Annotated in this window: 20 protein-coding genes and 1 pseudogene; 9 read left to right on the forward strand and 12 right to left on the reverse strand. The window is 60.7% G+C overall.

Annotated features, from left to right (window positions below; all coding sequences use genetic code 11):
• Positions 1-147 precede the first annotated feature (147 nt).
• Genes BMZ57_RS04995 through BMZ57_RS05010 form a run of 4 tightly spaced genes read left to right on the forward strand, consistent with a single transcriptional unit; the run spans position 148 to position 4,813 of the window.
• Positions 148-618 (forward strand): MarR family winged helix-turn-helix transcriptional regulator, encoded by a 471-nt coding sequence (locus BMZ57_RS04995; protein ID WP_045791922.1) that lies wholly within the window; start codon positions 148-150, stop codon positions 616-618.
• Entirely contained in the window at positions 618-2,069 is a 1,452-nt protein-coding gene (locus BMZ57_RS05000) for an efflux transporter outer membrane subunit (RefSeq protein ID WP_069672532.1), read from the forward strand. Before BMZ57_RS04995 ends, BMZ57_RS05000 begins: the two co-directional genes overlap by 1 nt.
• A 15-nt stretch (positions 2,070-2,084) precedes the next feature.
• Positions 2,085-3,284: an HlyD family secretion protein gene (locus BMZ57_RS05005; RefSeq protein ID WP_010209492.1), complete on the forward strand. Its 1,200-nt coding sequence runs from the start codon at positions 2,085-2,087 to the stop codon at positions 3,282-3,284.
• A complete protein-coding gene (locus tag BMZ57_RS05010; RefSeq protein WP_010209494.1) occupies positions 3,284-4,813 on the forward strand; it encodes a DHA2 family efflux MFS transporter permease subunit in 1,530 nt (509 codons plus the stop codon). The genes BMZ57_RS05005 and BMZ57_RS05010 overlap by 1 nt, the downstream gene beginning before the upstream one ends.
• A 149-nt stretch (positions 4,814-4,962) precedes the next feature.
• On the opposite strand, the gene lpxH is transcribed toward BMZ57_RS05010, so the two are convergent.
• Both lpxH and BMZ57_RS05020 read right to left on the reverse strand, forming a co-directional pair.
• The gene (lpxH, locus tag BMZ57_RS05015) at positions 4,963-5,712 is read right to left on the reverse strand and encodes a UDP-2,3-diacylglucosamine diphosphatase (protein WP_069672533.1); all 750 of its coding nucleotides are present in this window, start codon (positions 5,710-5,712) and stop codon (positions 4,963-4,965) included.
• Positions 5,709-6,212, reverse strand: a complete 504-nt coding sequence (locus BMZ57_RS05020) for a peptidylprolyl isomerase (RefSeq protein WP_010209496.1) — start codon at positions 6,210-6,212, stop codon at positions 5,709-5,711. The genes lpxH and BMZ57_RS05020 overlap by 4 nt, the downstream gene beginning before the upstream one ends.
• A 248-nt stretch (positions 6,213-6,460) precedes the next feature.
• On the opposite strand from BMZ57_RS05020, the gene BMZ57_RS05025 reads away from it, so the two are divergent.
• Both BMZ57_RS05025 and cysS read left to right on the forward strand, forming a co-directional pair.
• Positions 6,461-8,161 carry a glutamine--tRNA ligase/YqeY domain fusion protein gene (locus tag BMZ57_RS05025; RefSeq protein ID WP_010209497.1) on the forward strand — a complete coding sequence of 567 codons (1,701 nt, stop codon included), beginning with the start codon at positions 6,461-6,463 and terminating at the stop codon, positions 8,159-8,161.
• A gap of 42 nt (positions 8,162-8,203) precedes the next feature.
• Complete coding sequence (gene cysS, locus BMZ57_RS05030; protein ID WP_042572124.1) at positions 8,204-9,592, forward strand: cysteine--tRNA ligase; 1,389 nt, start codon at positions 8,204-8,206, stop codon at positions 9,590-9,592.
• A gap of 211 nt (positions 9,593-9,803) precedes the next feature.
• Here the strand turns inward: cysS and BMZ57_RS30110 are convergent.
• The 3 genes and pseudogenes from BMZ57_RS30110 to BMZ57_RS05040 all read right to left on the reverse strand — a co-directional run.
• Positions 9,804-9,935, reverse strand: a pseudogene (locus tag BMZ57_RS30110) (DUF6124 family protein); the annotation flags it as partial.
• Positions 9,936-9,957: 22 nt separating this feature from the next.
• The gene (locus BMZ57_RS05035) at positions 9,958-10,548 is read right to left on the reverse strand and encodes a Type 1 glutamine amidotransferase-like domain-containing protein (RefSeq protein ID WP_069672534.1); all 591 of its coding nucleotides are present in this window, start codon (positions 10,546-10,548) and stop codon (positions 9,958-9,960) included.
• 123 nt (positions 10,549-10,671) lie between these two features.
• Positions 10,672-11,235 (reverse strand): dihydrofolate reductase family protein, encoded by a 564-nt coding sequence (locus BMZ57_RS05040; protein ID WP_042572126.1) that lies wholly within the window; start codon positions 11,233-11,235, stop codon positions 10,672-10,674.
• A 112-nt stretch (positions 11,236-11,347) separates the two neighbouring features.
• Between BMZ57_RS05040 and lepB the strand changes: the two genes are divergently transcribed.
• Both lepB and BMZ57_RS05050 read left to right on the forward strand, forming a co-directional pair.
• Positions 11,348-12,016, forward strand: a complete 669-nt coding sequence (gene lepB, locus BMZ57_RS05045) for a signal peptidase I (protein WP_029529106.1) — start codon at positions 11,348-11,350, stop codon at positions 12,014-12,016.
• Positions 12,017-12,208: 192 nt separating this feature from the next.
• Positions 12,209-12,991 (forward strand): SDR family oxidoreductase, encoded by a 783-nt coding sequence (locus BMZ57_RS05050; RefSeq protein WP_047540868.1) that lies wholly within the window; start codon positions 12,209-12,211, stop codon positions 12,989-12,991.
• On the opposite strand, the gene BMZ57_RS05055 is transcribed toward BMZ57_RS05050, so the two are convergent.
• Complete coding sequence (locus tag BMZ57_RS05055; RefSeq protein ID WP_047540869.1) at positions 12,988-13,317, reverse strand: winged helix-turn-helix transcriptional regulator; 330 nt, start codon at positions 13,315-13,317, stop codon at positions 12,988-12,990. The genes BMZ57_RS05050 and BMZ57_RS05055 overlap by 4 nt on opposite strands.
• A gap of 101 nt (positions 13,318-13,418) precedes the next feature.
• Between BMZ57_RS05055 and BMZ57_RS05060 the strand changes: the two genes are divergently transcribed.
• Positions 13,419-13,877 carry an HIT family protein gene (locus BMZ57_RS05060; protein ID WP_010209505.1) on the forward strand — a complete coding sequence of 153 codons (459 nt, stop codon included), beginning with the start codon at positions 13,419-13,421 and terminating at the stop codon, positions 13,875-13,877.
• Positions 13,878-14,003: 126 nt separating this feature from the next.
• Here BMZ57_RS05060 and BMZ57_RS05065 read toward each other — a convergent pair whose 3' ends face one another.
• From BMZ57_RS05065 to BMZ57_RS05090, 6 genes are read right to left on the reverse strand one after another with little or no spacing between them, the layout of a single operon-like run.
• Entirely contained in the window at positions 14,004-14,342 is a 339-nt protein-coding gene (locus BMZ57_RS05065) for a Na+/H+ antiporter subunit G (RefSeq protein WP_010209506.1), read from the reverse strand.
• On the reverse strand, positions 14,339-14,617 hold the full coding sequence (locus BMZ57_RS05070; protein ID WP_010209507.1) for a K+/H+ antiporter subunit F: 279 nt from the start codon (positions 14,615-14,617) through the stop codon (positions 14,339-14,341). The genes BMZ57_RS05065 and BMZ57_RS05070 overlap by 4 nt, the downstream gene beginning before the upstream one ends.
• Positions 14,614-15,102 carry a Na+/H+ antiporter subunit E gene (locus BMZ57_RS05075; protein WP_010209508.1) on the reverse strand — a complete coding sequence of 163 codons (489 nt, stop codon included), beginning with the start codon at positions 15,100-15,102 and terminating at the stop codon, positions 14,614-14,616. Before BMZ57_RS05075 ends, BMZ57_RS05070 begins: the two co-directional genes overlap by 4 nt.
• On the reverse strand, positions 15,099-16,781 hold the full coding sequence (locus BMZ57_RS05080) for a monovalent cation/H+ antiporter subunit D (RefSeq protein WP_010209510.1): 1,683 nt from the start codon (positions 16,779-16,781) through the stop codon (positions 15,099-15,101). The genes BMZ57_RS05075 and BMZ57_RS05080 overlap by 4 nt, the downstream gene beginning before the upstream one ends.
• Positions 16,778-17,122, reverse strand: coding sequence for a Na+/H+ antiporter subunit C (locus tag BMZ57_RS05085; RefSeq protein ID WP_003192163.1), 345 nt, complete (start codon positions 17,120-17,122; stop codon positions 16,778-16,780). Before BMZ57_RS05085 ends, BMZ57_RS05080 begins: the two co-directional genes overlap by 4 nt.
• Complete coding sequence (locus tag BMZ57_RS05090; protein ID WP_038453379.1) at positions 17,122-20,043, reverse strand: monovalent cation/H+ antiporter subunit A; 2,922 nt, start codon at positions 20,041-20,043, stop codon at positions 17,122-17,124. Before BMZ57_RS05090 ends, BMZ57_RS05085 begins: the two co-directional genes overlap by 1 nt.
• Positions 20,044-20,101: the final 58 nt, after the last annotated feature.

Raw genomic sequence — 20,101 nt, forward strand, 5'->3', positions numbered from 1 at the left:
AGCGCAGGAAAAATCAGACGATCCTTAGAACACCGCCACTCATCCGCCAGATACCAAGCAAGCTAATAATTCCATTTGACATTCGCTGCCTAAGCAGTAACATCTTATCATACATTCACTGCCTAGGCAGTAATAAGGTGACTTCCGATGCCCCACTTCACCCCTGACAGCTTTCGCAACTGCCACCTCGGCCTTCTCCTGGGCCGGGCGGCGCTGCTCAAGGACCGCATTATCGACACCCATATGGAGCCGCACGGCGTGACAGCCGCGCAGTTCAAGGTGTTGATCATCATCGCCCAGTTCGACGTGGATACCCCGGCGGAGCTGTGCCGCAACCTGTCCCTGGACAGCGGTTCCATGACCCGCATGCTCGACCGCCTGGAGCAGAAAGGCTTGCTCGCGCGCCAGCGTTCCGAGCAGGACCGGCGCCAGGTGCGGTTGGTGCTTACGGAAGACGGCAAGCGCCTGGCGGACATGCTGCCGTACATCGGCGCCCAGTCGATGAACGAATTGGCGGGTGCCCTGGAGCCCGGCGAGTTGCAGACCCTGGAGCGCATCCTCAAGAAAATTCTGGTAGCTGCCGGTGACGCCATCGTCATCCAGCGGGTAGGTAATTAATGAACACACGCGCCTTATGCCTGGTGCTCGTGGCCATGAGCATGGCCGGTTGCGCCAACTACAGCGGCCTCGACACCCAAGGCAAACGCCTCGACGCCAGCACCTTGCAAGCCGGTAAGTCCCTCAGCGGCATGACCTTGTCGAGCGCCGCCTGGCCCACCGCTGACTGGTGGAAAAACCTCGGCGACCCACAGCTGGACGGCCTGATCCAGGAAGCCCTGCAGAACAGCCCCGACATGCAAGTCGCCAGCGCCCGTGCCCATCAGGCCGAAGCGGCCGCTTACGCCGCCAATGCCGAGCGCATGCCGACTCTCGACGCCAGCGCGGGTGTGAGCCGCTCACGCCTGGCCAAGGATCAGGACCCGCGGGGGCAGGGCGATGCCTACTCGACCGTGCGCAACATCGGCGCCAGCTTCAACTACAACTTCGACCTCTGGGGTGGCCAGCGCGCTGCCTGGGAAGCCGCGTTGGGCGAGGCGCGCGCCGCCCAGGTCGATCAGCAGGCGGCGCGCCTGACCTTGGCCGCCAACGTCGCCAAGGCTTACAGCGACCTGGGCCAAGCGCACATCGTGCGCGACCTGGCCAACGACGACCTCAAGCGCACCCGGCAGATGCTTGACCTGAGCAAACGCCGCCTGGACTCGGGCATCGACAGCCACTACCAGTACCAACAGACCGAAAGCCTGGAAGCCAGCTCCCAGTCGCAACTGATTGATGCGGAAAAACAACTGCAGAGCGCGAAAATCGCCCTGGCGGTGCTGCTCGGCAAAGGCCCGGACCGTGGCAATGAGCTGGCCCGTCCCCACGTGCTGAAACCCAGCGCGGTCGCCGTGCCTTCAGTGCTGCCGGCTGAACTGCTGGGTCGTCGCCCGGACTTGATTGCTGCGCGCTGGCGTGTCGAGGCGGCGGGCAAAAGCATTGATGCGAGCAAGACCCGCTTCTACCCCAACCTCAACCTGAGCGCGAGCGCCGGGGCCGAGTCGTTGCTGGGTGACGCGATGTTTGGTTCGGCCAGCCGCTTCTTCAATATCGCACCAACAATTTCGCTGCCGATCTTCGACGGCGGCCGCCTGCGCGCCGACCTGGATGCGCGCGACGCCGACTATGACCTGGCCGTGGCGCAGTACAACAAGACCCTGGTGCAAGCCCTGGGCGATATCGGCAACACCCTTTCACAACTGCGCGACACCGGCCGGCAGATCCAGGCCCAGCAACATGCCGCTGACATTGCCCAGCAGTCCTACGACACCGGCGTGCAGCGTTATAGCGCCGGGATCGGTAACTACCTGGACGTGCTCAGCATCGAGCAGCAATTGCTGCAGGCCCAGCGCCAGCTGGCGACCCTGAATGCCGCGCAGATCGATCTGTCGATTCAACTGATGCAGGCCCTGGGCGGTGGCTACAGCGCCGACAACGTGGCAGCGACCACCCCAGCCACACGCACGGAATAATTTGAGGTATTTGTCATGGCCACTGCTGAAAACACCAACGCAACCGAACAACCTAAAGACAACAACCCACGCAAACGCAAAGTGATGCTGATCGGCCTGGCGCTGATCGTCGTCCTGGCGGTGGTGGGCGTGTGGGGCTGGTATGAGCTCTACGGCCGCTTCAACGAAAGCACCGACGACGCCTACGTGAACGGCAACGTGGTGGAAATCACCCCGCTGGTCACCGGCACCGTGGTCAGCATTGGCGCCGACGATGGCGACCTGGTCCATGAGGGTCAGGTGCTGGTCAACTTTGACCCGAACGATGCCGCCGTCGGCCTGCAAAGTGCCCAGGCCAACCTGGCGCGCACCGTGCGCCAGGTGCGTGGCTTGTACAGCAACGTCGACGGCATGAAAGCTCAGGTCAATGCGCAGAAAGCCGACGTGCAAACCGCCCAGGACAACTTCAACCGACGTAAAGCCCTGGCCCAGGGCGGGGCGATTTCCCAGGAAGAACTGTCCCACGCCCGTGACAGCCTGACGGCGGCGAAAAACGCACTGACCAACCTTGAGCAGCAACTCAAAACCACTAATGCCTTGGTGGATGACACCGTGATCTCGTCCCACCCCGACGTGCAAGCCGCCGCCGCACAATTGCGTCAGGCCTACCTGACCAATGCGCGCAGCACCCTGATCGCACCGGTCACCGGCTATGTGGCCAAGCGCACCGTGCAACTGGGCCAACGCGTGCAACCGGGCACCGCATTGATGGCGGTGATCCCGCTGAATCAGCTGTGGATCGATGCCAACTTCAAGGAAACGCAACTGCGCGACATGCGTATCGGGCAGCCGGTGGACATTGAGTCGGACATCTACGGCAGCGACGTGAAATTCAGCGGCACCATCGACAGCCTGGGCGCCGGTACCGGTAGCGCGTTTGCCCTGCTGCCGGCGCAGAACGCCACGGGTAACTGGATCAAGATTGTGCAACGGGTGCCGGTGCGTATCCATATCAACGCCGATGAGCTGGCCAAGCATCCGTTGCGCGTGGGCTTGAGCACCTTGGTCAATGTCGACCTGCACGACCAGAGCGGCCCGGTACTGGCGCAACAGGCGCCGCAGAAAGCCTCGTTCACCACCAACGTGTATGACCGCCAACTCGCTGAAGCTGACGCCATGATCAACCAGTTGATCCATGACAACAGCCTCGCCGCGCCTAAGGCTGTGCAACGCTGATGAGCAATAACGCCTCCTTCACGCCACCCAGCCTGTTGATGGCCACCATTGGCCTGTCGCTGGCGACCTTCATGCAGGTGCTCGACACCACCATCGCCAACGTGGCGTTGCCGACCATTTCCGGCAACCTCGGCGTGAGTTCGGAGCAGGGCACTTGGGTGATCACTTCGTTTGCGGTGAGCAACGCGATTGCCTTGCCGCTGACCGGCTGGTTGAGCCGCCGCTTTGGCGAGGTGAAGCTGTTCTTGTGGGCGACCCTGCTGTTTGTGTTGGCGTCGTTTCTCTGTGGTATTTCTACGTCGATGCCCGAACTGATCGCCTTCCGGGTCATACAAGGCCTGGTGGCCGGGCCGTTGTACCCGATGACCCAGACCCTGCTGATCGCGGTCTACCCGCCGGCGAGGCGCGGCATGGCCCTGGCGTTATTGGCGATGGTCACGGTGGTGGCGCCCATTGCAGGGCCGATCCTCGGCGGTTGGATCACCGACAGCTACAGCTGGCCGTGGATCTTCTTCATTAACGTCCCCATCGGCATCTTTGCTGTGATGGTGGTGCGTTCACAGTTGAAGAAGCGTCCGGTCGAAACCAGTTACCAGCCGATGGACTACGTTGGCTTGCTGAGCCTGATTGTCGGTGTCGGCGCCTTGCAGATCATCCTCGACAAGGGCAATGACCTGGATTGGTTCGAATCCAACTTCATCATCATTGGCGCGGCGATTTCGGTGATTGCGCTGGCGGTATTCGTCATCTGGGAAATGACCGACAAACACCCGGTGGTGAATCTGCGGCTGTTTGCCTACCGTAATTTCCGTATCGGCACCATTGTGTTGATTCTGGGCTACGCGGGTTTCTTCGGTATCAACCTGATCCTGCCGCAATGGCTGCAGACCCAGATGGGCTACACCGCCACCTGGGCGGGGCTGGCGGTAGCGCCCATCGGCATCCTGCCGGTCTTGATGTCGCCGTTTGTCGGCAAGTACGCGCACAAGTTCGACCTGCGCCTGCTGGCGGGGCTGGCGTTCCTGGCGATCGGCTTGAGTTGCTTCATGCGCGCAGGCTTCACCAATGAAGTGGACTTCCAGCACATCGCCCTGGTGCAGCTGTTCATGGGTATCGGCGTGGCGCTGTTCTTTATGCCGACCCTGAGCATCTTGATGTCCGACCTGCCGCCGCACCAGATTGCCGACGGCGCTGGCCTGGCAACCTTCCTGCGGACCCTGGGCGGTAGTTTTGCGGCGTCGCTGACCACCTGGATCTGGATTCGCCGTGCAGACCAGCACCATGCGTACATGAGCGAAAACATGACCACCTACGACTCGGCCACCCGCGATGCCCTGCAGGCACTGGGTGGGGCAGGGCAGAAGGCCTACACGCAGCTGGACCAGATTCTCACCAGCCAGGCGTACATGATGTCCACCGTGGACTACTTCACGTTGCTGGGGTGGATGTTCATGGGGTTGATGCTGCTGGTGTGGCTGGCCAAGCCGCCGTTTGGCGCGAAGGCCGGGCCGGAAGCTTCCGGGCACTGATCACAGGATGTAAGCGGTCAAAAATGTGGGAGCGGGCTTGCTCGCGAAGGCAGTGTGCCAGTCAACTCATGTATCGACTGAGTCACCGCCTTCGCGAGCAAGCCCGCTCCCACATTCAGATCTCGATCTACAGGGAGTCAGGGGGGAGGTCATGCGCCAGGCAACGCCAATTGCGGGTTCACAAAATCAAACGCCGCCAACTGAAACCCTTGCTCATCCACCTGCAACGCCCAGCCCTGCTTGTCCCAATCCCCCAGCACAATGCGCTTGGCCGCCTGATCGCCAATCTGCAACTTGTGAATGGCGGGGCGGTGCGTATGGCCGTGGACCAGGGTGCGCACGCCAAACTGCTGCATCACCCGTGGCACTTCCTCGGGGGTAACATCAACGATGTCGTTGGCCTTCATGCGGGTCTGCGCGCGGCTTTCACTGCGCAGCTTGCGTGCCAGTTTATGGCGCGTGCTCAGGGGCAGGTGCCGCAGGATAAACAGCACAATCGGGTTGCGCAGGATGCGTCGCAGCTTCATATAGCCGACGTCGCGGGTGCAGAGGCTGTCGCCATGCATCAACAGCACGGGCTCGCCATGGAGTTGCACGACACTCGGGTCCTTGAGCAAGGTGGCACCTGCTGCTTTGCAGAACGCCTTGCCGATCAGGAAGTCGCGGTTGCCGTGCATGATGAAAATCGGGGTGCCGCTGTCGCTCAGTTCGCGCAGGGCTGCGCAAATCGAGCGCTGAAAGGGCGTCATCCCATCGTCGCCAATCCAGGCTTCAAAGAAGTCCCCCAGAATGTACAACGCCTGGGCGCCACGGGCGCGGGTGTGGAGCAGATCCAGAAACGCCCGGGTGATATCCGGGCGCTCCTCTTCCAGATGCAAATCTGAAATCAGCAATATCACCCAACGATCTCGGCTTTCTCGACGATAACGTCTTCTACCGGAACGTCCTGGTGACCGGCTTTACCGGTGGTCTGCACGCCTTTGATCTTGTCGACGACGTCCTGGCCTTCGGTCACTTTACCGAATACCGCGTAGCCCCAGCCCTGTACGTTCTTGCCGCTGTGGTTGAGGAAGGCGTTGTCGGCGACGTTGATGAAGAACTGCGCGGAGGCCGAATGCGGCTCCATGGTACGGGCCATGGCGACGGTGTACTTGTCGTTGGAAAGGCCGTTGTCCGCTTCGTTCTGGATGCTTGGACGCTTGTCTTTCTTTTCTTTCATGCCAGGCTCGAAACCGCCGCCCTGGATCATGAAGTTGCCGATGACACGGTGGAAAACGGTGTTTTCGTAGTGGCCGGCGTTCACGTACTCGATGAAGTTGGCGACGGTGATCGGCGCTTTCTCGGCGTTCAGCTCGATGACGATGTCACCGTGGTTGGTGGTCAGTTTGACTTGAGTCATGTTCACTACTCTTTTCAGGGAATTCGTGGGTTTGGGTGCCTGGGCACCACGACCGGTATGGCGAAACTGCGGCCAAGGCGCGCAGTTTAGCGTGCCCTGCAGGAATTTCGAGGTGGTTTTTTACCGCCGATGCAATAAATGCAGCAGTTTTCGGCCTCGCTCTGTCAGGTACTTGACAGCATCAGCTATGATATCGCCTTTGTTTTGTCGGCCTAGCCCGGCCACGTACTCGTCTGTTCAAGGATCCTATGAGCAAGCCCACTGTCGACCCTACCTCGAATTCCAAGGCCGGACCTGCCGTCCCGGTCAATTTCCTGCGCCCGATCATCCAGGCGGACCTGGATTCGGGCAAGCACACGCAGATCGTCACCCGCTTCCCGCCAGAGCCCAACGGTTACCTGCACATTGGTCACGCCAAGTCGATCTGTGTGAACTTCGGCCTGGCCCAGGAGTTCGGTGGCGTCACGCACCTGCGTTTCGACGATACCAACCCGGCCAAGGAAGACCAGGAATACATCGACGCCATCGAAAGCGACATCAAGTGGCTGGGCTTCGAATGGTCCGGTGAAGTGCGCTATGCCTCCAAGTATTTCGACCAGTTGTTCGACTGGGCCGTCGAGCTGATCAAGGCCGGCAAGGCCTACGTTGACGACCTGACCCCGGAGCAGGCCAAGGAATACCGTGGCACCTTGACCGAGCCGGGCAAGAACAGCCCGTTCCGCGACCGCTCGGTGGAAGAGAACCTGGACTGGTTCGCCCGCATGCGCGCCGGTGAGTTCCCGGACGGCGCCCGCGTACTGCGTGCCAAGATCGACATGGCCTCGCCGAACATGAACCTGCGCGACCCGATCATGTACCGCATCCGCCACGCCCATCACCACCAGACCGGTGACAAGTGGTGCATCTATCCGAACTACGACTTCACCCACGGTCAGTCGGATGCCATCGAAGGCATCACCCACTCCATCTGCACCCTGGAGTTCGAAAGCCACCGTCCGCTGTATGAATGGTTCCTCGACAGCCTGCCGGTACCGGCGCACCCGCGCCAGTACGAGTTCAGCCGCTTGAACCTGAACTACACCATCACCAGCAAGCGCAAGCTCAAGCAACTGGTGGATGAAAAGCACGTACACGGTTGGGATGATCCGCGCATGTCCACGCTGTCGGGTTTCCGTCGCCGTGGCTACACACCTGCTTCGATCCGCAACTTCTGCGACATGGTCGGCACCAACCGTTCCGACGGCGTGGTCGACTTCGGCATGCTCGAATTCAGCATCCGCCAGGACCTCGATGCCAACGCTCCGCGCGCCATGTGCGTGCTGCGTCCGTTGAAGGTGGTGATCACCAACTACCCGGAAGACAAAGTCGACCACCTCGAACTGCCGCGTCATCCGCAGAAAGAAGAGCTCGGCGTGCGCAAGCTGCCGTTCGCCCGCGAAATCTACATCGACCGCGATGACTTCATGGAAGAGCCGCCAAAGGGCTACAAGCGCCTGGAGCCGAACGGCGAAGTGCGCTTGCGCGGCAGCTACGTGATCCGCGCCGACGAAGCGATCAAGGACGCCGATGGCAACATCGTCGAACTGCGTTGCTCCTACGACCCGGACACCCTGGGCAAGAACCCTGAAGGCCGCAAGGTCAAGGGCGTGATCCACTGGGTGCCGGCGGCGGCCAGCATCGAGTGTGAAGTGCGCCTGTACGATCGCCTGTTTCGCTCGCCGAACCCTGAAAAGGCTGAAGACAGCGCCAGCTTCCTCGACAACATCAACCCTGACTCCCTGCAAGTACTGACGGGTTGTCGTGCCGAGCCATCTTTGGCCGACGCACAGCCGGAAGATCGTTTCCAGTTCGAGCGCGAAGGTTACTTCTGCGCGGATATCAAGGACTCGAAACCCGGTCAGCCGGTATTCAACCGTACCGTGACCTTGCGTGATTCGTGGGGCCAGTGATGCAGCCGTGAGCGGCTTTGCATAGAGAGAAAAGGAAGCATCGTGCTAACGATCTACAACACGCTGAGCAAAACCAAAGAAGTCTTCAAGCCGCTGGATGGCAACAAGGTGCGCATGTATGTGTGCGGCATGACCGTGTACGACTATTGCCACATCGGCCACGGCCGCAGCATGGTTGCCTTCGACCTGGTGACCCGCTGGTTGCGGTTCAGCGGCTATGACTTGACCTATGTGCGCAACATCACCGACATCGACGACAAGATCATCAATCGCGCCAACGAAAACGGCGAGTCGTTCGACGCGCTGACCGAGCGCATGATTGCTGCGATGCACGAGGACGAGGCCCGCCTCAACATCCTCAAGCCGGACATGGAACCGCGTGCCACCGATCACATCCCTGGCATGCACGCGATGATCCAGACCCTGATCGACAAGGGTTACGCCTACGCCCCAGGCAACGGCGACGTGTACTACCGCGTCGCCAAGTTCATGGGCTACGGCAAGCTGTCGCGCAAGAAAATCGAAGACCTGCGTATCGGCGCACGCATCGAAGTCGACGAAGCCAAGCAAGACCCGCTCGACTTCGTGCTGTGGAAAGCCACCAAGCCGGGCGAACCGAGCTGGGAATCGCCATGGGGCGCGGGCCGTCCGGGTTGGCACATCGAATGCTCGGTGATGTCCACCTGCTGCCTGGGCGACACCTTCGACATTCATGGCGGCGGCAGCGACCTCGAGTTCCCGCACCACGAAAACGAAATCGCCCAAAGCGAAGCCGCCACCGGCAAGACCTACGCCAACGCCTGGATGCACTGCGGTATGATCCGCATCAATGGCGAGAAGATGTCCAAGTCCTTGAACAACTTCTTCACCATCCGCGACGTGCTGGAAAAGTACCACCCGGAAGTGGTGCGTTACCTGCTGGTGTCCAGCCACTACCGCAGCGCCATCAACTACTCGGAAGACAACCTCAAGGACGCCAAAGGCGCCCTGGAACGTTTCTACCATGCGTTGAAAGGCCTGCCCGCCGTTGCCCCGGCTGGCGGCGAAACGTTCGTGGCACGGTTTACCGAAGTCATGAACGACGACTTCGGCACCCCTGAAGCCTGCGCGGTACTGTTCGAGATGGTGCGCGAGATCAACCGCCTGCGCGAGAGCGATCTTGATGCAGCGGCGGGCCTGGCGGCACGCTTGAAAGAGCTGGCCAGCGTGCTGGGCGTGTTGCAGATGGAAGCCGATGACTTCCTGCAAGCCGGCGCCGAAGGGCGTGTGGATGCGGCAGAGGTGGATGCGTTGATCCAGGCGCGTCTGGCTGCGCGCACCAACAAAGACTGGGCCGAGTCCGACCGTATCCGTGACCAATTGACCGCGATGGGTGTGGTGTTGGAAGACGGCAAGGGTGGGACGACATGGCGGTTGGCTGATCAGGCTTGATCGGTAAACGCTAAATGAAAAACGCCCCGACTGGTTCGGGGCGTTTTTTTGCACACCGTTTAACGGCTCACTCGATCTACTGTGGGCGCTGGCTTGCCTGCGATGACGGAGTGTCAGTCACCGGAAATGTTGACTGACCTGCTGCAATCGCAGGCAAGCCAGCTCCCACATTTTTTACCGTGCGCACTTTGCGAACTCTTCGGTTTCAGATTTATGTGTGAGTCGAATGGTCTTTGAGGCTTAGTGTTTTATCCATCATTAGCTGGATCCCCTCCAGCATCCGACACATTCCCAAGGCCACGCTGCGAGGATTGCCGTCGATCTCAAAAGCCAAATGACTGCTGTCGGAAATTTCCTTGCTTCGCTTACTCGCCTGAAGTTTGCAATACCTGTGCTAGGTAGGGGGGCCTTGTACTGACTTTATAGGCGTTACTCGTTGCGTCGTTATAGATCGTCTCGTGGTACTTACCGTCCTTGAAATGCAAAGCGACGCCATCGTCGACCGCGTACGCGGGTTGTATCCCCTCAAGCTGAACAAGCTCGACAAACGAGGTTTCCCTTCCTGCTTCTGAGCTGAAATGCGGACACAGCGCTCCAGGCAGCAATCCCAGGCCCTGAACCAGCGCAAACGCTCCCCCTGAGTCGGAATGCCCATGCTCGAACCAGCAAATGGCGCCTGCACTGACACCGCATAGGACTTTGCCGTTTTCCCAGGCCTTCTTCAGATGGTCCACGACAGCAAATTCGTGCCAGACCGCCAACATGGCGCGGGTATTTCCGCCTGGTACGTAAATGATGTCGGCTTGCTCAAAGAGTGATGAAACATGATTGGCGTTGGGGAAGGGTGAAATAAAAAATGCCAGCGAGGTTACGCGACAGCCAGCGCTTTCATATTTGGCGGTGAAATCGGAAATCTTGATTCGGTCATCGCCATTGGCGGTGGAGATATAGAGCACGCTAGGGTGCGTTTTGCCTTATGACGCGACGATGTGTTTATCGATACGCGTCATGCGGGTCATGTCTTCGGTGGACTCGCCGCCAATGACAATAATGTGTTGAGTCATCCTGAACTCCAGTCCCTATTGCGCGGCGCGAGCGCCTGCCCTCACTTGATATTGGCTCTGAACAAAACCATTGTCCGACACGTAGGTTCCGACGTGGTGCAGCGCATGCTCACTGCCAAGCTGGTTGAACAGTGGAATACCTTGCCCCAGCACAACCGGGATACGCGTAATGATCAGCTCATTGACCAGGCCTGCTTCAAGAAACGTCTGAATCGTCTGGCCGCCGTCGATATAGACGTGCTTCATACCGCGTTCGGCTAGCGTTGCCATGAGTGAGGTGACGTCTCCCGCCATGACCTCCAACTTGCCCTCCAGATGCGCAGGGATCCGCAGAGGCTGATGGGAGAGCGCAATGACCGGCGTACCCTCATAGGGCCACTCGGGAAAAGACAGCACTTTCTCCAGGGTTTTGCGCCCCATCACCAGCGCATCCACCGTGGCGATAAAGCTTTCATAGGTCACGCCGCTCAACTCGCTGGCTTCATACTCGGGTCGATGCAACCAGTCGATATCACCGTCCGGACGGGCAATGAAGCCGTCGACGCTCGCTGCGATGAAGACTGAGCATTTGATATCCATGGCGGAAACTCCTTTTAGTGCGCTTGGACGCTAATGTTAATTTAATCCCCGCGTGCAACAACCGGGCGTCTAAGAAGCAGCCCTGACACCCCTTTCTGCAGTGCGAGGATGTATGCGAAGTTGGTTGATCCGTTACCGTTACGCAATCATTTTCTGGATGTGCTTCGGCGTTTTCCGTACGTCCCTGGCTGACTGGAACCCCATTCCTTCTGGCTCCATGCGCCCGACCTTGCTGGAGGGCGATGTGGTGCTGGTGAACCGGGTGGCGTATGACCTCAAGGTGCCGCTCACGGACATTTCCCTGGCCAGGCTCGATAACCCTCAGCGCGGTGACGTGGTGACGTTCTCGTCGCCCAAGGATGGCATGCGCCTGATCAAGCGCATTGTCGGCATTCCCGGTGACACCCTGGAAATGAAAGATGAAGTGTTGTGGGTCAACGGCGTGCCTGCTACCTACAGTGATGCGCAAGACATCAGCGAACCGATTGTTCCCGGCCATACGGTGCCGGGGATCAAGCTGAATGAGTGGGTGGCCAACCGTCAGCGCACGGTGCAGTTCATGCCGACGGTGCGCGCGTTGCGTGATTTCGGGCCGGTGGTGGTGCCGGCCGAAAGCTATTTCATGCTGGGGGACAACCGCGATAACAGCGATGACTCGCGGTACATCGGCTTCGTGCCACGTCGGCTTCTGATCGGGCGCGCACATCATGTGCTGGCCTCTGCGGACATCCTGGATCATTGGATGCCACGCCTGAACAGATTTGGTGCAAAGATCCTGTAACGGCGAGCGCATCGATTGCCACCCGATGCATCGCTAGGTGCTGACAAGCCGGCTCCTTCCGTTGGGTGTGTTGCGCAGGCCCCATGAATCCGGACACTTACTTTTGAGTGAGCCCATTACCTTTTCGTGCGTTCTTGTGGCCTGTTCGTCCCGTTCCTATCCTGGGTTTTCTTTTAACCAGGAGTAGGTTCCATGAGCTTTGATCTCGGACTAACAGGCCTTCGCGCGCTGGTCACCGGTGGCACCAAAGGTATCGGTGCGGCCGTGGTTGCCGTGTTGCAGGCGCAGGGCGCCCAGGTGGTTTCGGTCGCGCGTTCGGCGGTGGTTTCGCCACCCGAGGGTGTGCATTTCATCGCCGCCGACCTGGGCACTGCCGCCGGTTGCACCAGCGCTACCCAGGCGGTGAAGGAGCAATTTGGCGGCGTGGATATCATCGTCAATGTACTCGGCGGTTCGAGTGCGCCGGGCGGTGGTTTTGCGGTGCTCGATGATGAGCAATGGGCGAATGCGCTCAACCAGAACCTGATGGCGGCGGTGCGCGTGGATCGGGCGCTGTTGCCGGGCATGGTCGAGCGTGGGGCAGGTGTGATCATTCATGTCACGTCGATCCAGCGGGAGTTGCCGTTGCCGGAATCGACCACGGCGTATGCCGCTGCAAAGGCAGCGTTGGCGACGTACAGCAAGAGCCTGTCGAAAGAAGTGACGCCCAAGGGCGTTCGGGTCGTGCGGGTTTCGCCGGGTTGGGTGGAGACGGATGCGGCGGTCGCGCTGGCAGAGCGTCTGGCGGACGAAGCCGGAACCGATTACGCAGGTGGCAAGCAGATCATCATGCAGGCGCTGGGTGGCATACCTTTGGGTCGGCCTGCAAAGCCTGAGGAAGTGGCTGATTTGATCGCTTTCCTGGTCTCGCCCCGCGCTGCGTCGATCAGCGGTACCGAGTGCGTGATCGACGGCGGCACCGTGCCCACGGTCTAGCGTGTCGTTTTGGCGGCCTGCCATTTGAGCAGGCCATCCAGCACCGGGCACAGGCTCTGGCCCCACTCGGTCATGCGGTACTCCACTTTGGGCGGCACCACCGGGTAGACCGTGCGCTGCACCAGACCATCGGCTTCGAGCTGGCGCAATTGTTGAGCGAGCATCTTCTGTGAGATATCCGGGATCAGCCGTTCAAGGTCGGAATAACGCTGCACCTGGCCGCCGAACAGGTGAAACAGGATGATCAGCTTCCAGCGCCCGCCGAGCCAGGCGAGGGTGGTTTCGACATCGGCTGCGGCGGAGGCGGGGGTGTAGGTTTTGCTCATCGCATACGTCCTTGGGGCATTTCGGAAAATGCGCATTTATTTTGACGCCCGCCTGATCCTGGCTTTAGATGGTCGCCACGACCCAACTGGCGGTGATTCAAATGGAATGTATTTTCTGCAGCATCGTTAAAAAGACTTCCCCGGCGCACATCCTGTGGGAAGACGACCAGCATATGGCATTTTTGTCGATCTTCCCCAATACGCCGGGTTTCAGCGTAGTGATCCCCAAGCAGCATTACGGCAGCTATGCGTTTGCGCAGTCGGATGAAGTGTTGGCCGGGCTCGCGATAGCGGCGAAGAAGACCGCGTTGCAGATCGACCGGGCGTTTCCGGATGTGGCGCGCACCGGGATGATGCTGGAAGGGTATGGGGTGGACCACCTGCATGCGAAGTTGTTTCCCATGCACGGGACGGGGTGTGACAGTACCTTCAAGCCGATCAGCTCCAAGGTGGAGAAGTTCTTCGAGGCGTACGAGGGCTATATCTCGTCCCACGATTATGTGCGGGCGGATGATGCTGAACTGGCGGAATTGGCAGCGCACATCAGGTCTTATGTCTGATACACAACCCAATGTGGGAGCGGGCTTGCTCGCGAAAGCGGAGTATCAGTCACTGTATGTGTTTCTGACACACCGCGTTCGCGAGCAAGCCGCTCCCACATTTTTCAAGGGGGTTCGCTTGATGAATCAGCGGCGGCTGCTGACCTCGGCCGGCACATCATCACCGGCCATACGCTTGCGGAACAGTCCGGTGCGGGCCAATAGCAACGTGGTCACTGGCACCGTGATCGACAACAAAATCGGTATCAACCACCCGTGCAACACCGGCCCGGACTTGAGCACCGAAAAGTAGATGATCGACGCCAGCGCCACGCACCATGCGCCCAAGGTCGAGGCCAGTGCCGGCGGGTGCATGCGCTGAAAAAAGTCTTTCATCCGCAGCAAGCCAATCGCGCCAATCAACGCAAACACACTGCTCAATACCAGCAGCACGGCCACGATCACTTCCACCCATAACGGCATCATTCAATCACCTCCCCACGCAGCAGGAATTTCGCCAGGGCAAACGAGCCCACGAAGCCAAACAGCGCAATCAGCAGCGCCGCTTCAAAGTACGTGTCACTGGCATAACGAATGCCCAGCACCAGCATCATCAGCATCGCCAGGATGTACAAATAGTCCAGCGCCAGGACCCGATCCTGGGCCGACGGGCCTTTGAACAGGCGGATCAGTGTCAGCACCATGGCCAGCGAGAACAGGAACAGGCTCAACAGGATCGCATTGGAGAGCAGGGCGCTCATTCGAAGATCTCCATCAGGGGCCGTTCGTAGGTGGTCTTGAAGTGCTCGATGAAGGGCGCTTCGTCCTCCAGGTCAAACACGTGCAAGAGCAGGATGCTGCGGTCCAGCGCCAGTTCCGACCAGATAGTGCCGGGCACCACGGTGGTGATCATCGACAGCGCAGCCAGGCCGTTGGGGTCGCGCAGGTCCAGGGGAATCTTGACGAAGCGCGACCGCGGCGCTCGTGTGCCGCACATCAATACGCCCCAGGCCACTTGCAGGTTGGAGATGATTACATCGCGGCCGACCAGGAAGAACAGGCGAATGATCACCCCAGGGCGGCGAATGCGGATCGGCAAGGGGCGTAGCGGCGCCATCATCAATGGCGCAAGAAAGCCTAGCAAGGCGCCCAGCAGCAGGTTGCCGGGACTCACGGACAGGTTCAGCACCAGCCACAACGACCACAACGCCAGCGACAACCACGGGGCAGGGAACAGGCGCTTCATGGTTGCACCTCCAGCGCGGCGGTCTTGGCTTCAGGGCTTGGCACCGGACGCGTGGCCATCACCGCCATCACGTAGTGTTCCGGGTTGTTCAGGCTGACGGCTGTGTCCTGGGTGTAGCGCATCAGCGGCTCGGCCTTGAAGGTGAGCAGGATGCTCAGGCCCAGCAGGAAGAAGATCGGCAGGCACTCGTAGCGACGCAGCAGCGGCGAAGGGCGCTCTTCCGGGGTCCAGAAACGCTGGATGCCCAGGCGGGCGAAAGCGATCAGCGAGGCCAGGCCAGACAGGATCAACAGTGCGACCAAGCCCCAGGCAGCCGGGCGTATCGGCGCGTCAATGCTGACACCCAGGCCCAGCGGATTGACCAGCGCGCTCAACAAGCTGAGCTTGCCGATAAACCCGGACAGCGGCGGCATGCCGATAATCAGCAGTGCACAGGCAACAAAGCTCAAGCCAAGGAAGGCCATGGTCCAGGGAATCACTTGGCCGACCACGGCTTTCTGTTCATCGTCGAGGTTCACGCCGGGCCGTGGATGCAGGGATTCCATGGCCTTGGGCAACGCATCGATTTCCTCATCCAGTGGCAGGTCATTGGCCGAGCGCGAACGTTCGATCAGTTCAGCCAGCAGGAACAGCGCACTCAGCGCCAACGTCGAGCTGACCAGATAGAAAAGCGCTCCCGCCGTCAGGCTTGGTTGAGCGAAACCGACGGCAGACAACAAGATTCCCGCCGACACCAGAATGCTCAAGCTGGCCATGCGCTCCAGCCGCTGCGCCGCCACCATCGCCAAACCGGCGCAGAGGATGGTTGCCATGCCGCCATACACCAGCCAATCGCCGCCAAACAATGCCGATGCACCGGCCTGGCCGGAGAACAACAGGGTCCACAGGCGCAGCACGGTGTACACGCCGACCTTGGTCATGATCGCAAACATCGCCGCCACCGGCGCGCTGGCCGAGGAGTAGGCGGGGGCCAGCCAGAAGTTCAGCGGCCACATGCCAGCTTTGGCCAGGAACGCGGTCGCGAGGATAGCGGCACCTGCGTGCAACAGTCCGCGATCGGCCTCGGGCACCAGCGGGATTTTCAGCGCCAGGTCCGCGAAGTTCAGCGTGCCGGTGACACCGTAGATCATCGCCGCGCCAATCAGGAACAGCGACGAGGCCAGCAGGTTGATCGCAATGTAATGCAGCCCCGACGACACCCGCGCACGGCCGGAACCGTGCAGCATCAAACCATAGGACGCCGCCAGCAGCACCTCGAAGAACACGAACAGGTTGAACAGGTCCGCCGTGAGGAATGCGCCATACAAACCCATCATCTGAATCTGGAACAGTGCATGGAAGCTGGTGCCGGCACGGTCCCAACGGGCCATGGCGAACAGCAGCGCGCTCACACCGATGATCCCGGTAAGCACCAGCATCAACGCCGAGAGTTGGTCGACCACCAGCACGATGCCGAATGGCACCTGCCAGTTGCCCGGCAGGTAGACGCCAATCGAGCCGGGGCCGCCTTTTTGCGTCCAGTACAACAGCAGGATCGCGATGCCGAGGCCGATGACGCTGGAGAACAGGTTGATCTTGGCCTTCAGCGGACGGCGTTTTTCGCCGAGCATCAGCATCAGTGCGGCGGTGAGCAACGGCAGCAGGATGGGGGCGACGATCAGTTGGTTGACCCAATTCATTCCTTGGGCTCCCTGCCATCCACGTGGTCAGTGCCGGTCAGGCCCCGTGAGGCCAGCAGCACCACCAGAAACAGCGCGGTCATGGCGAAGCTGATCACGATGGCGGTGAGCACCAGCGCTTGGGGCAGCGGATCGGTGTAGTTGAGCAGGTCTTGTGGCACGCCGTCCTTGATGATCGGCTCCTTGCCGATAAACAGGCTGCCCATGCTGAAAATGAACAGGTTGACCCCGTACGACAGCAGGCACAGGCCCATCACCACCTGGAACGTCCGTGGCCGCAGGATCAGCCAGACGCCGGAGGCGGCCAGGACCCCAATGGCAATTGCGATGACTTCTTCCATCAGGCGGCTCCTTCCGTTGCGGCAACTACTTTGGCCTGGTTGCTCGGTTTATGGGCACGCACGGACTGGTGACCGAGGGCGGTGAGCATCAGCAGCGTGGAGCCTACGACCATGGCGTACACGCCGACGTCGAAGAACAAGGCGCTGGCGATGTGAATATCGCCGAGCACCGGCAGGCTGAAATGCCAGGTGTGGGTGGTGAGGAATGGATACCCGGCAAACAGTGCGCCGAGACCGGTCAGCGTCGCCGAGAACAGGCCAAAGCCCATCCAGCGCATCGGCCGCAGGCTCATCTGCGCCTCGACCCACTGCGTGCCGGCAACCATGTATTGCAGGATAAACGCCACGGACATCACCAGGCCCGCGACAAACCCGCCGCCTGGCTGATTGTGCCCGCGCATGAACAGGTAGAACGACACTACCAGCGCAATCGGCAGCAGCAGGCGCACCAGCACCGCCGGCACCATCATGAAGCCCAGGGCGGTGTCGCTGGCCTGGCGCGGGTTGACCAGGTCGGTGGCCACGTCCGGCGCCAACTGACGCTGTTGCGCGGGCAATTGCATGCTTTCCTTGGACGGGCGGAAGCGGCGCAGCAGGGCGTATACCGTCAGCGCCACGGCGCCAAGTACGGTGATTTCACCCAGTGTGTCGAAGCCGCGGAAATCCACCAGCATCACGTTCACCACATTGCTGCCGCCACCTTCGGGCAGGGCACGGCTGAGGTAGAACGAGGAGATATCGTTGGGCGTCTGGCGGGTCAGCATCGCATAGGACAGCAACGCCATGCCGCCACCCACCACGGTCGACAACAGGAAGTCGCGTACCCGTCGAATCCGCGCTTTGCGCAAGGTGTTCGGCAATGGCGACACCTCCTCTATCCGCCGGGGCAGCCAGCGCAGACCCAGCAGGATCAGCACGGTGGTGACCACTTCCACAACCAACTGGGTCAGCGCCAGGTCCGGCGCCGAGAACCACACGAAGGTCACGCAGGTCATCAGGCCGCACACGCTGACCATGGTCAGGGCCGCCAGCCGGTGGTACTTGGCTTGCCAGGCGGCACCCAGGGCGCAGGCAATTGCCAGCAGCCACAGGGTCACGAACACGATGGAGCCTGGGATTTTCGGGCGATCGCCCCAGCTCAAGCCACTGTTGAGCATCGGGATCATGCCGCCGATCACCGCCACCAATACCAGCAAGAAGAGTTGAGTCTGCAGGCGCTTGGTGCTGATGCGTTTTTCGATCTTGCGCACGCCGCGCATCATCACTACCAGGCTGCGCTCGAAGCCGCGCTTGCCGTTGAAGTAACTGATGATGGGCGGGTATTTGAAGCGACCGCGCTTGAGTTGCTTGCGCAGCAGCAGGTACAACACCACGCCGCCGGACATCGCCACCAGGCTCATGATCATCGGCGCGTTCCAGCCGTGCCAGATCGCCAGGCTGTATTCCGGTAGTTCACCGCCGACGACGGGCAGGGCGGCGGCAGCGAGGATCGAACCGACCACCTGAGCCGGGAAGATCCCCACCAGCAGGCAGGTGAACACCAGCAACTCGACCGGCGCGCGCATCCAGCGCGGCGGTTCGTGGGGCGTGTGCGGGAGATGGGTGGCAGGCGGACCGAAGAACACATCCACGGTAAAGCGCAGGGCATAGGCCACGCTGAACGTGCCGGCAATCGTCGCAATCAGCGGCAGGGCAATTTCGACCCACGCGGTCGATGAGATAAACACGGTCTCGGCAAAAAACATCTCTTTGGACAGGAATCCATTGAGCAGCGGCACGCCGGCCATCGAGGCACTGGCGACCATCGCCAGGGTCGCGGTAAACGGGATCAGCTTGACCAGCCCGCTGAGCTTGCGGATGTCCCGCGTGCCGCTCTCATGGTCGATGATGCCGGCCGCCATGAACAGCGAGGCCTTGAACGTGGCGTGGTTGAGAATATGGAAAACGGCTGCGACGGCAGCCAGTGGGCTGTTGAGACCCAGCAGCAAGGTGATCAGCCCGAGGTGGCTGATGGTGGAGTAGGCCAGCAGGCCCTTGAGGTCATTTTGGAACATGGCGCAGTAGGCGCCGAGGAGGAGGGTGAGCGCGCCGGCACCGCCGACGATCCAGAACCATTCTTCGCTGCCGGACAGCGAGGGCCACAGGCGGGCCAGCAGGAACACGCCGGCCTTCACCATCGTCGCCGAATGCAGATACGCCGACACCGGCGTGGGGGCCGCCATCGCGTGGGGCAGCCAGAAGTGGAAGGGGAACTGGGCGCTTTTGCTCAGGGCGCCGATCAGTACCAGGGCGAGCATGACCGGGTACAGCGAATGGGCGCGAATCTGATCGCCCGCCGCCAGCACCCGGTCCAGGTCATAGCTGCCGACGATATGCCCCAGCAACATCACGCCCGCCAACAGGCACAGGCCGCCGGCGCCGGTGACCATCAACGCCATGTATGCGCCGCGTCGCGCATCGGCGCGGTGGTGCCAATAGCCAATCAGCAGGAACGAGAACAGGCTGGTCAGTTCCCAGAAGAACACGATCTGGATCAGGTTGCCGGAGATCACCAGCCCGAGCATGGCGCCCATGAATGCCAGGAAAAACGCGAAGAAGCGCGGCACCGGGTCGTCCGGCGACATGTAATAGCGCGCATACAGCGACACCAGCGTGCCGATGCCCAGCACCAGCATCGAGAACAGCCAGGCAAACCCGTCCATGCGCAACACGAAGTTCAGCCCAAGGCTGGGCAACCACATGAATTCTTCGCGGATCACGCCACCGTGGGCGATCTGAGGGTAAAGCAGGGCGACTTGAATAGTACCGACCAGTGCGACAAGGCCGGCCAACAGGGATTCGGTGTTACGTGCGTTGTGCGGCAGCAAGGCCGCCAGACAGCTGCCAATAAACGGCAGAAGCAGTAGAACTATCAGGGACATAGGCTTCTAATCTGCGGAAGTTTGGGATGCATCATACGTGCCGCTTTCACGATCACCA

It is taken from the genome of Pseudomonas simiae, assembly GCF_900111895.1.
Taxonomy (GTDB): domain Bacteria; phylum Pseudomonadota; class Gammaproteobacteria; order Pseudomonadales; family Pseudomonadaceae; genus Aquipseudomonas; species Aquipseudomonas simiae.

Excerpts from the sequence above, each read along its gene's own strand:
- BMZ57_RS05025 (WP_010209497.1), top strand. The coding sequence starts at position 6,461 with ATGAGCAAGCCCACTGTCGACCCTACCTCGAATTCCAAGGCCGGACCT.
- BMZ57_RS05020 (WP_010209496.1), bottom strand. The coding sequence starts at position 6,212 with ATGACTCAAGTCAAACTGACCACCAACCACGGTGACATCGTCATCGAG.
- BMZ57_RS05065 (WP_010209506.1), bottom strand. The coding sequence starts at position 14,342 with ATGATGCCGTTATGGGTGGAAGTGATCGTGGCCGTGCTGCTGGTATTG.
- BMZ57_RS05070 (WP_010209507.1), bottom strand. The coding sequence starts at position 14,617 with ATGAGCGCCCTGCTCTCCAATGCGATCCTGTTGAGCCTGTTCCTGTTC.
- BMZ57_RS05080 (WP_010209510.1), bottom strand. The coding sequence starts at position 16,781 with ATGAATTGGGTCAACCAACTGATCGTCGCCCCCATCCTGCTGCCGTTG.
- lepB (WP_029529106.1), top strand. The coding sequence starts at position 11,348 with ATGCGAAGTTGGTTGATCCGTTACCGTTACGCAATCATTTTCTGGATG.
- BMZ57_RS05075 (WP_010209508.1), bottom strand. The coding sequence starts at position 15,102 with ATGAAGCGCCTGTTCCCTGCCCCGTGGTTGTCGCTGGCGTTGTGGTCG.
- BMZ57_RS05090 (WP_038453379.1), bottom strand. The coding sequence starts at position 20,043 with ATGTCCCTGATAGTTCTACTGCTTCTGCCGTTTATTGGCAGCTGTCTG.
- BMZ57_RS05055 (WP_047540869.1), bottom strand. The coding sequence starts at position 13,317 with ATGAGCAAAACCTACACCCCCGCCTCCGCCGCAGCCGATGTCGAAACC.
- BMZ57_RS05050 (WP_047540868.1), top strand. The coding sequence starts at position 12,209 with ATGAGCTTTGATCTCGGACTAACAGGCCTTCGCGCGCTGGTCACCGGT.
- BMZ57_RS05085 (WP_003192163.1), bottom strand. The coding sequence starts at position 17,122 with ATGGAAGAAGTCATCGCAATTGCCATTGGGGTCCTGGCCGCCTCCGGC.
- BMZ57_RS05040 (WP_042572126.1), bottom strand. The coding sequence starts at position 11,235 with ATGGATATCAAATGCTCAGTCTTCATCGCAGCGAGCGTCGACGGCTTC.
- BMZ57_RS05010 (WP_010209494.1), top strand. The coding sequence starts at position 3,284 with ATGAGCAATAACGCCTCCTTCACGCCACCCAGCCTGTTGATGGCCACC.
- BMZ57_RS04995 (WP_045791922.1), top strand. The coding sequence starts at position 148 with ATGCCCCACTTCACCCCTGACAGCTTTCGCAACTGCCACCTCGGCCTT.
- BMZ57_RS05000 (WP_069672532.1), top strand. The coding sequence starts at position 618 with ATGAACACACGCGCCTTATGCCTGGTGCTCGTGGCCATGAGCATGGCC.
- BMZ57_RS05005 (WP_010209492.1), top strand. The coding sequence starts at position 2,085 with ATGGCCACTGCTGAAAACACCAACGCAACCGAACAACCTAAAGACAAC.
- BMZ57_RS05060 (WP_010209505.1), top strand. The coding sequence starts at position 13,419 with ATGGAATGTATTTTCTGCAGCATCGTTAAAAAGACTTCCCCGGCGCAC.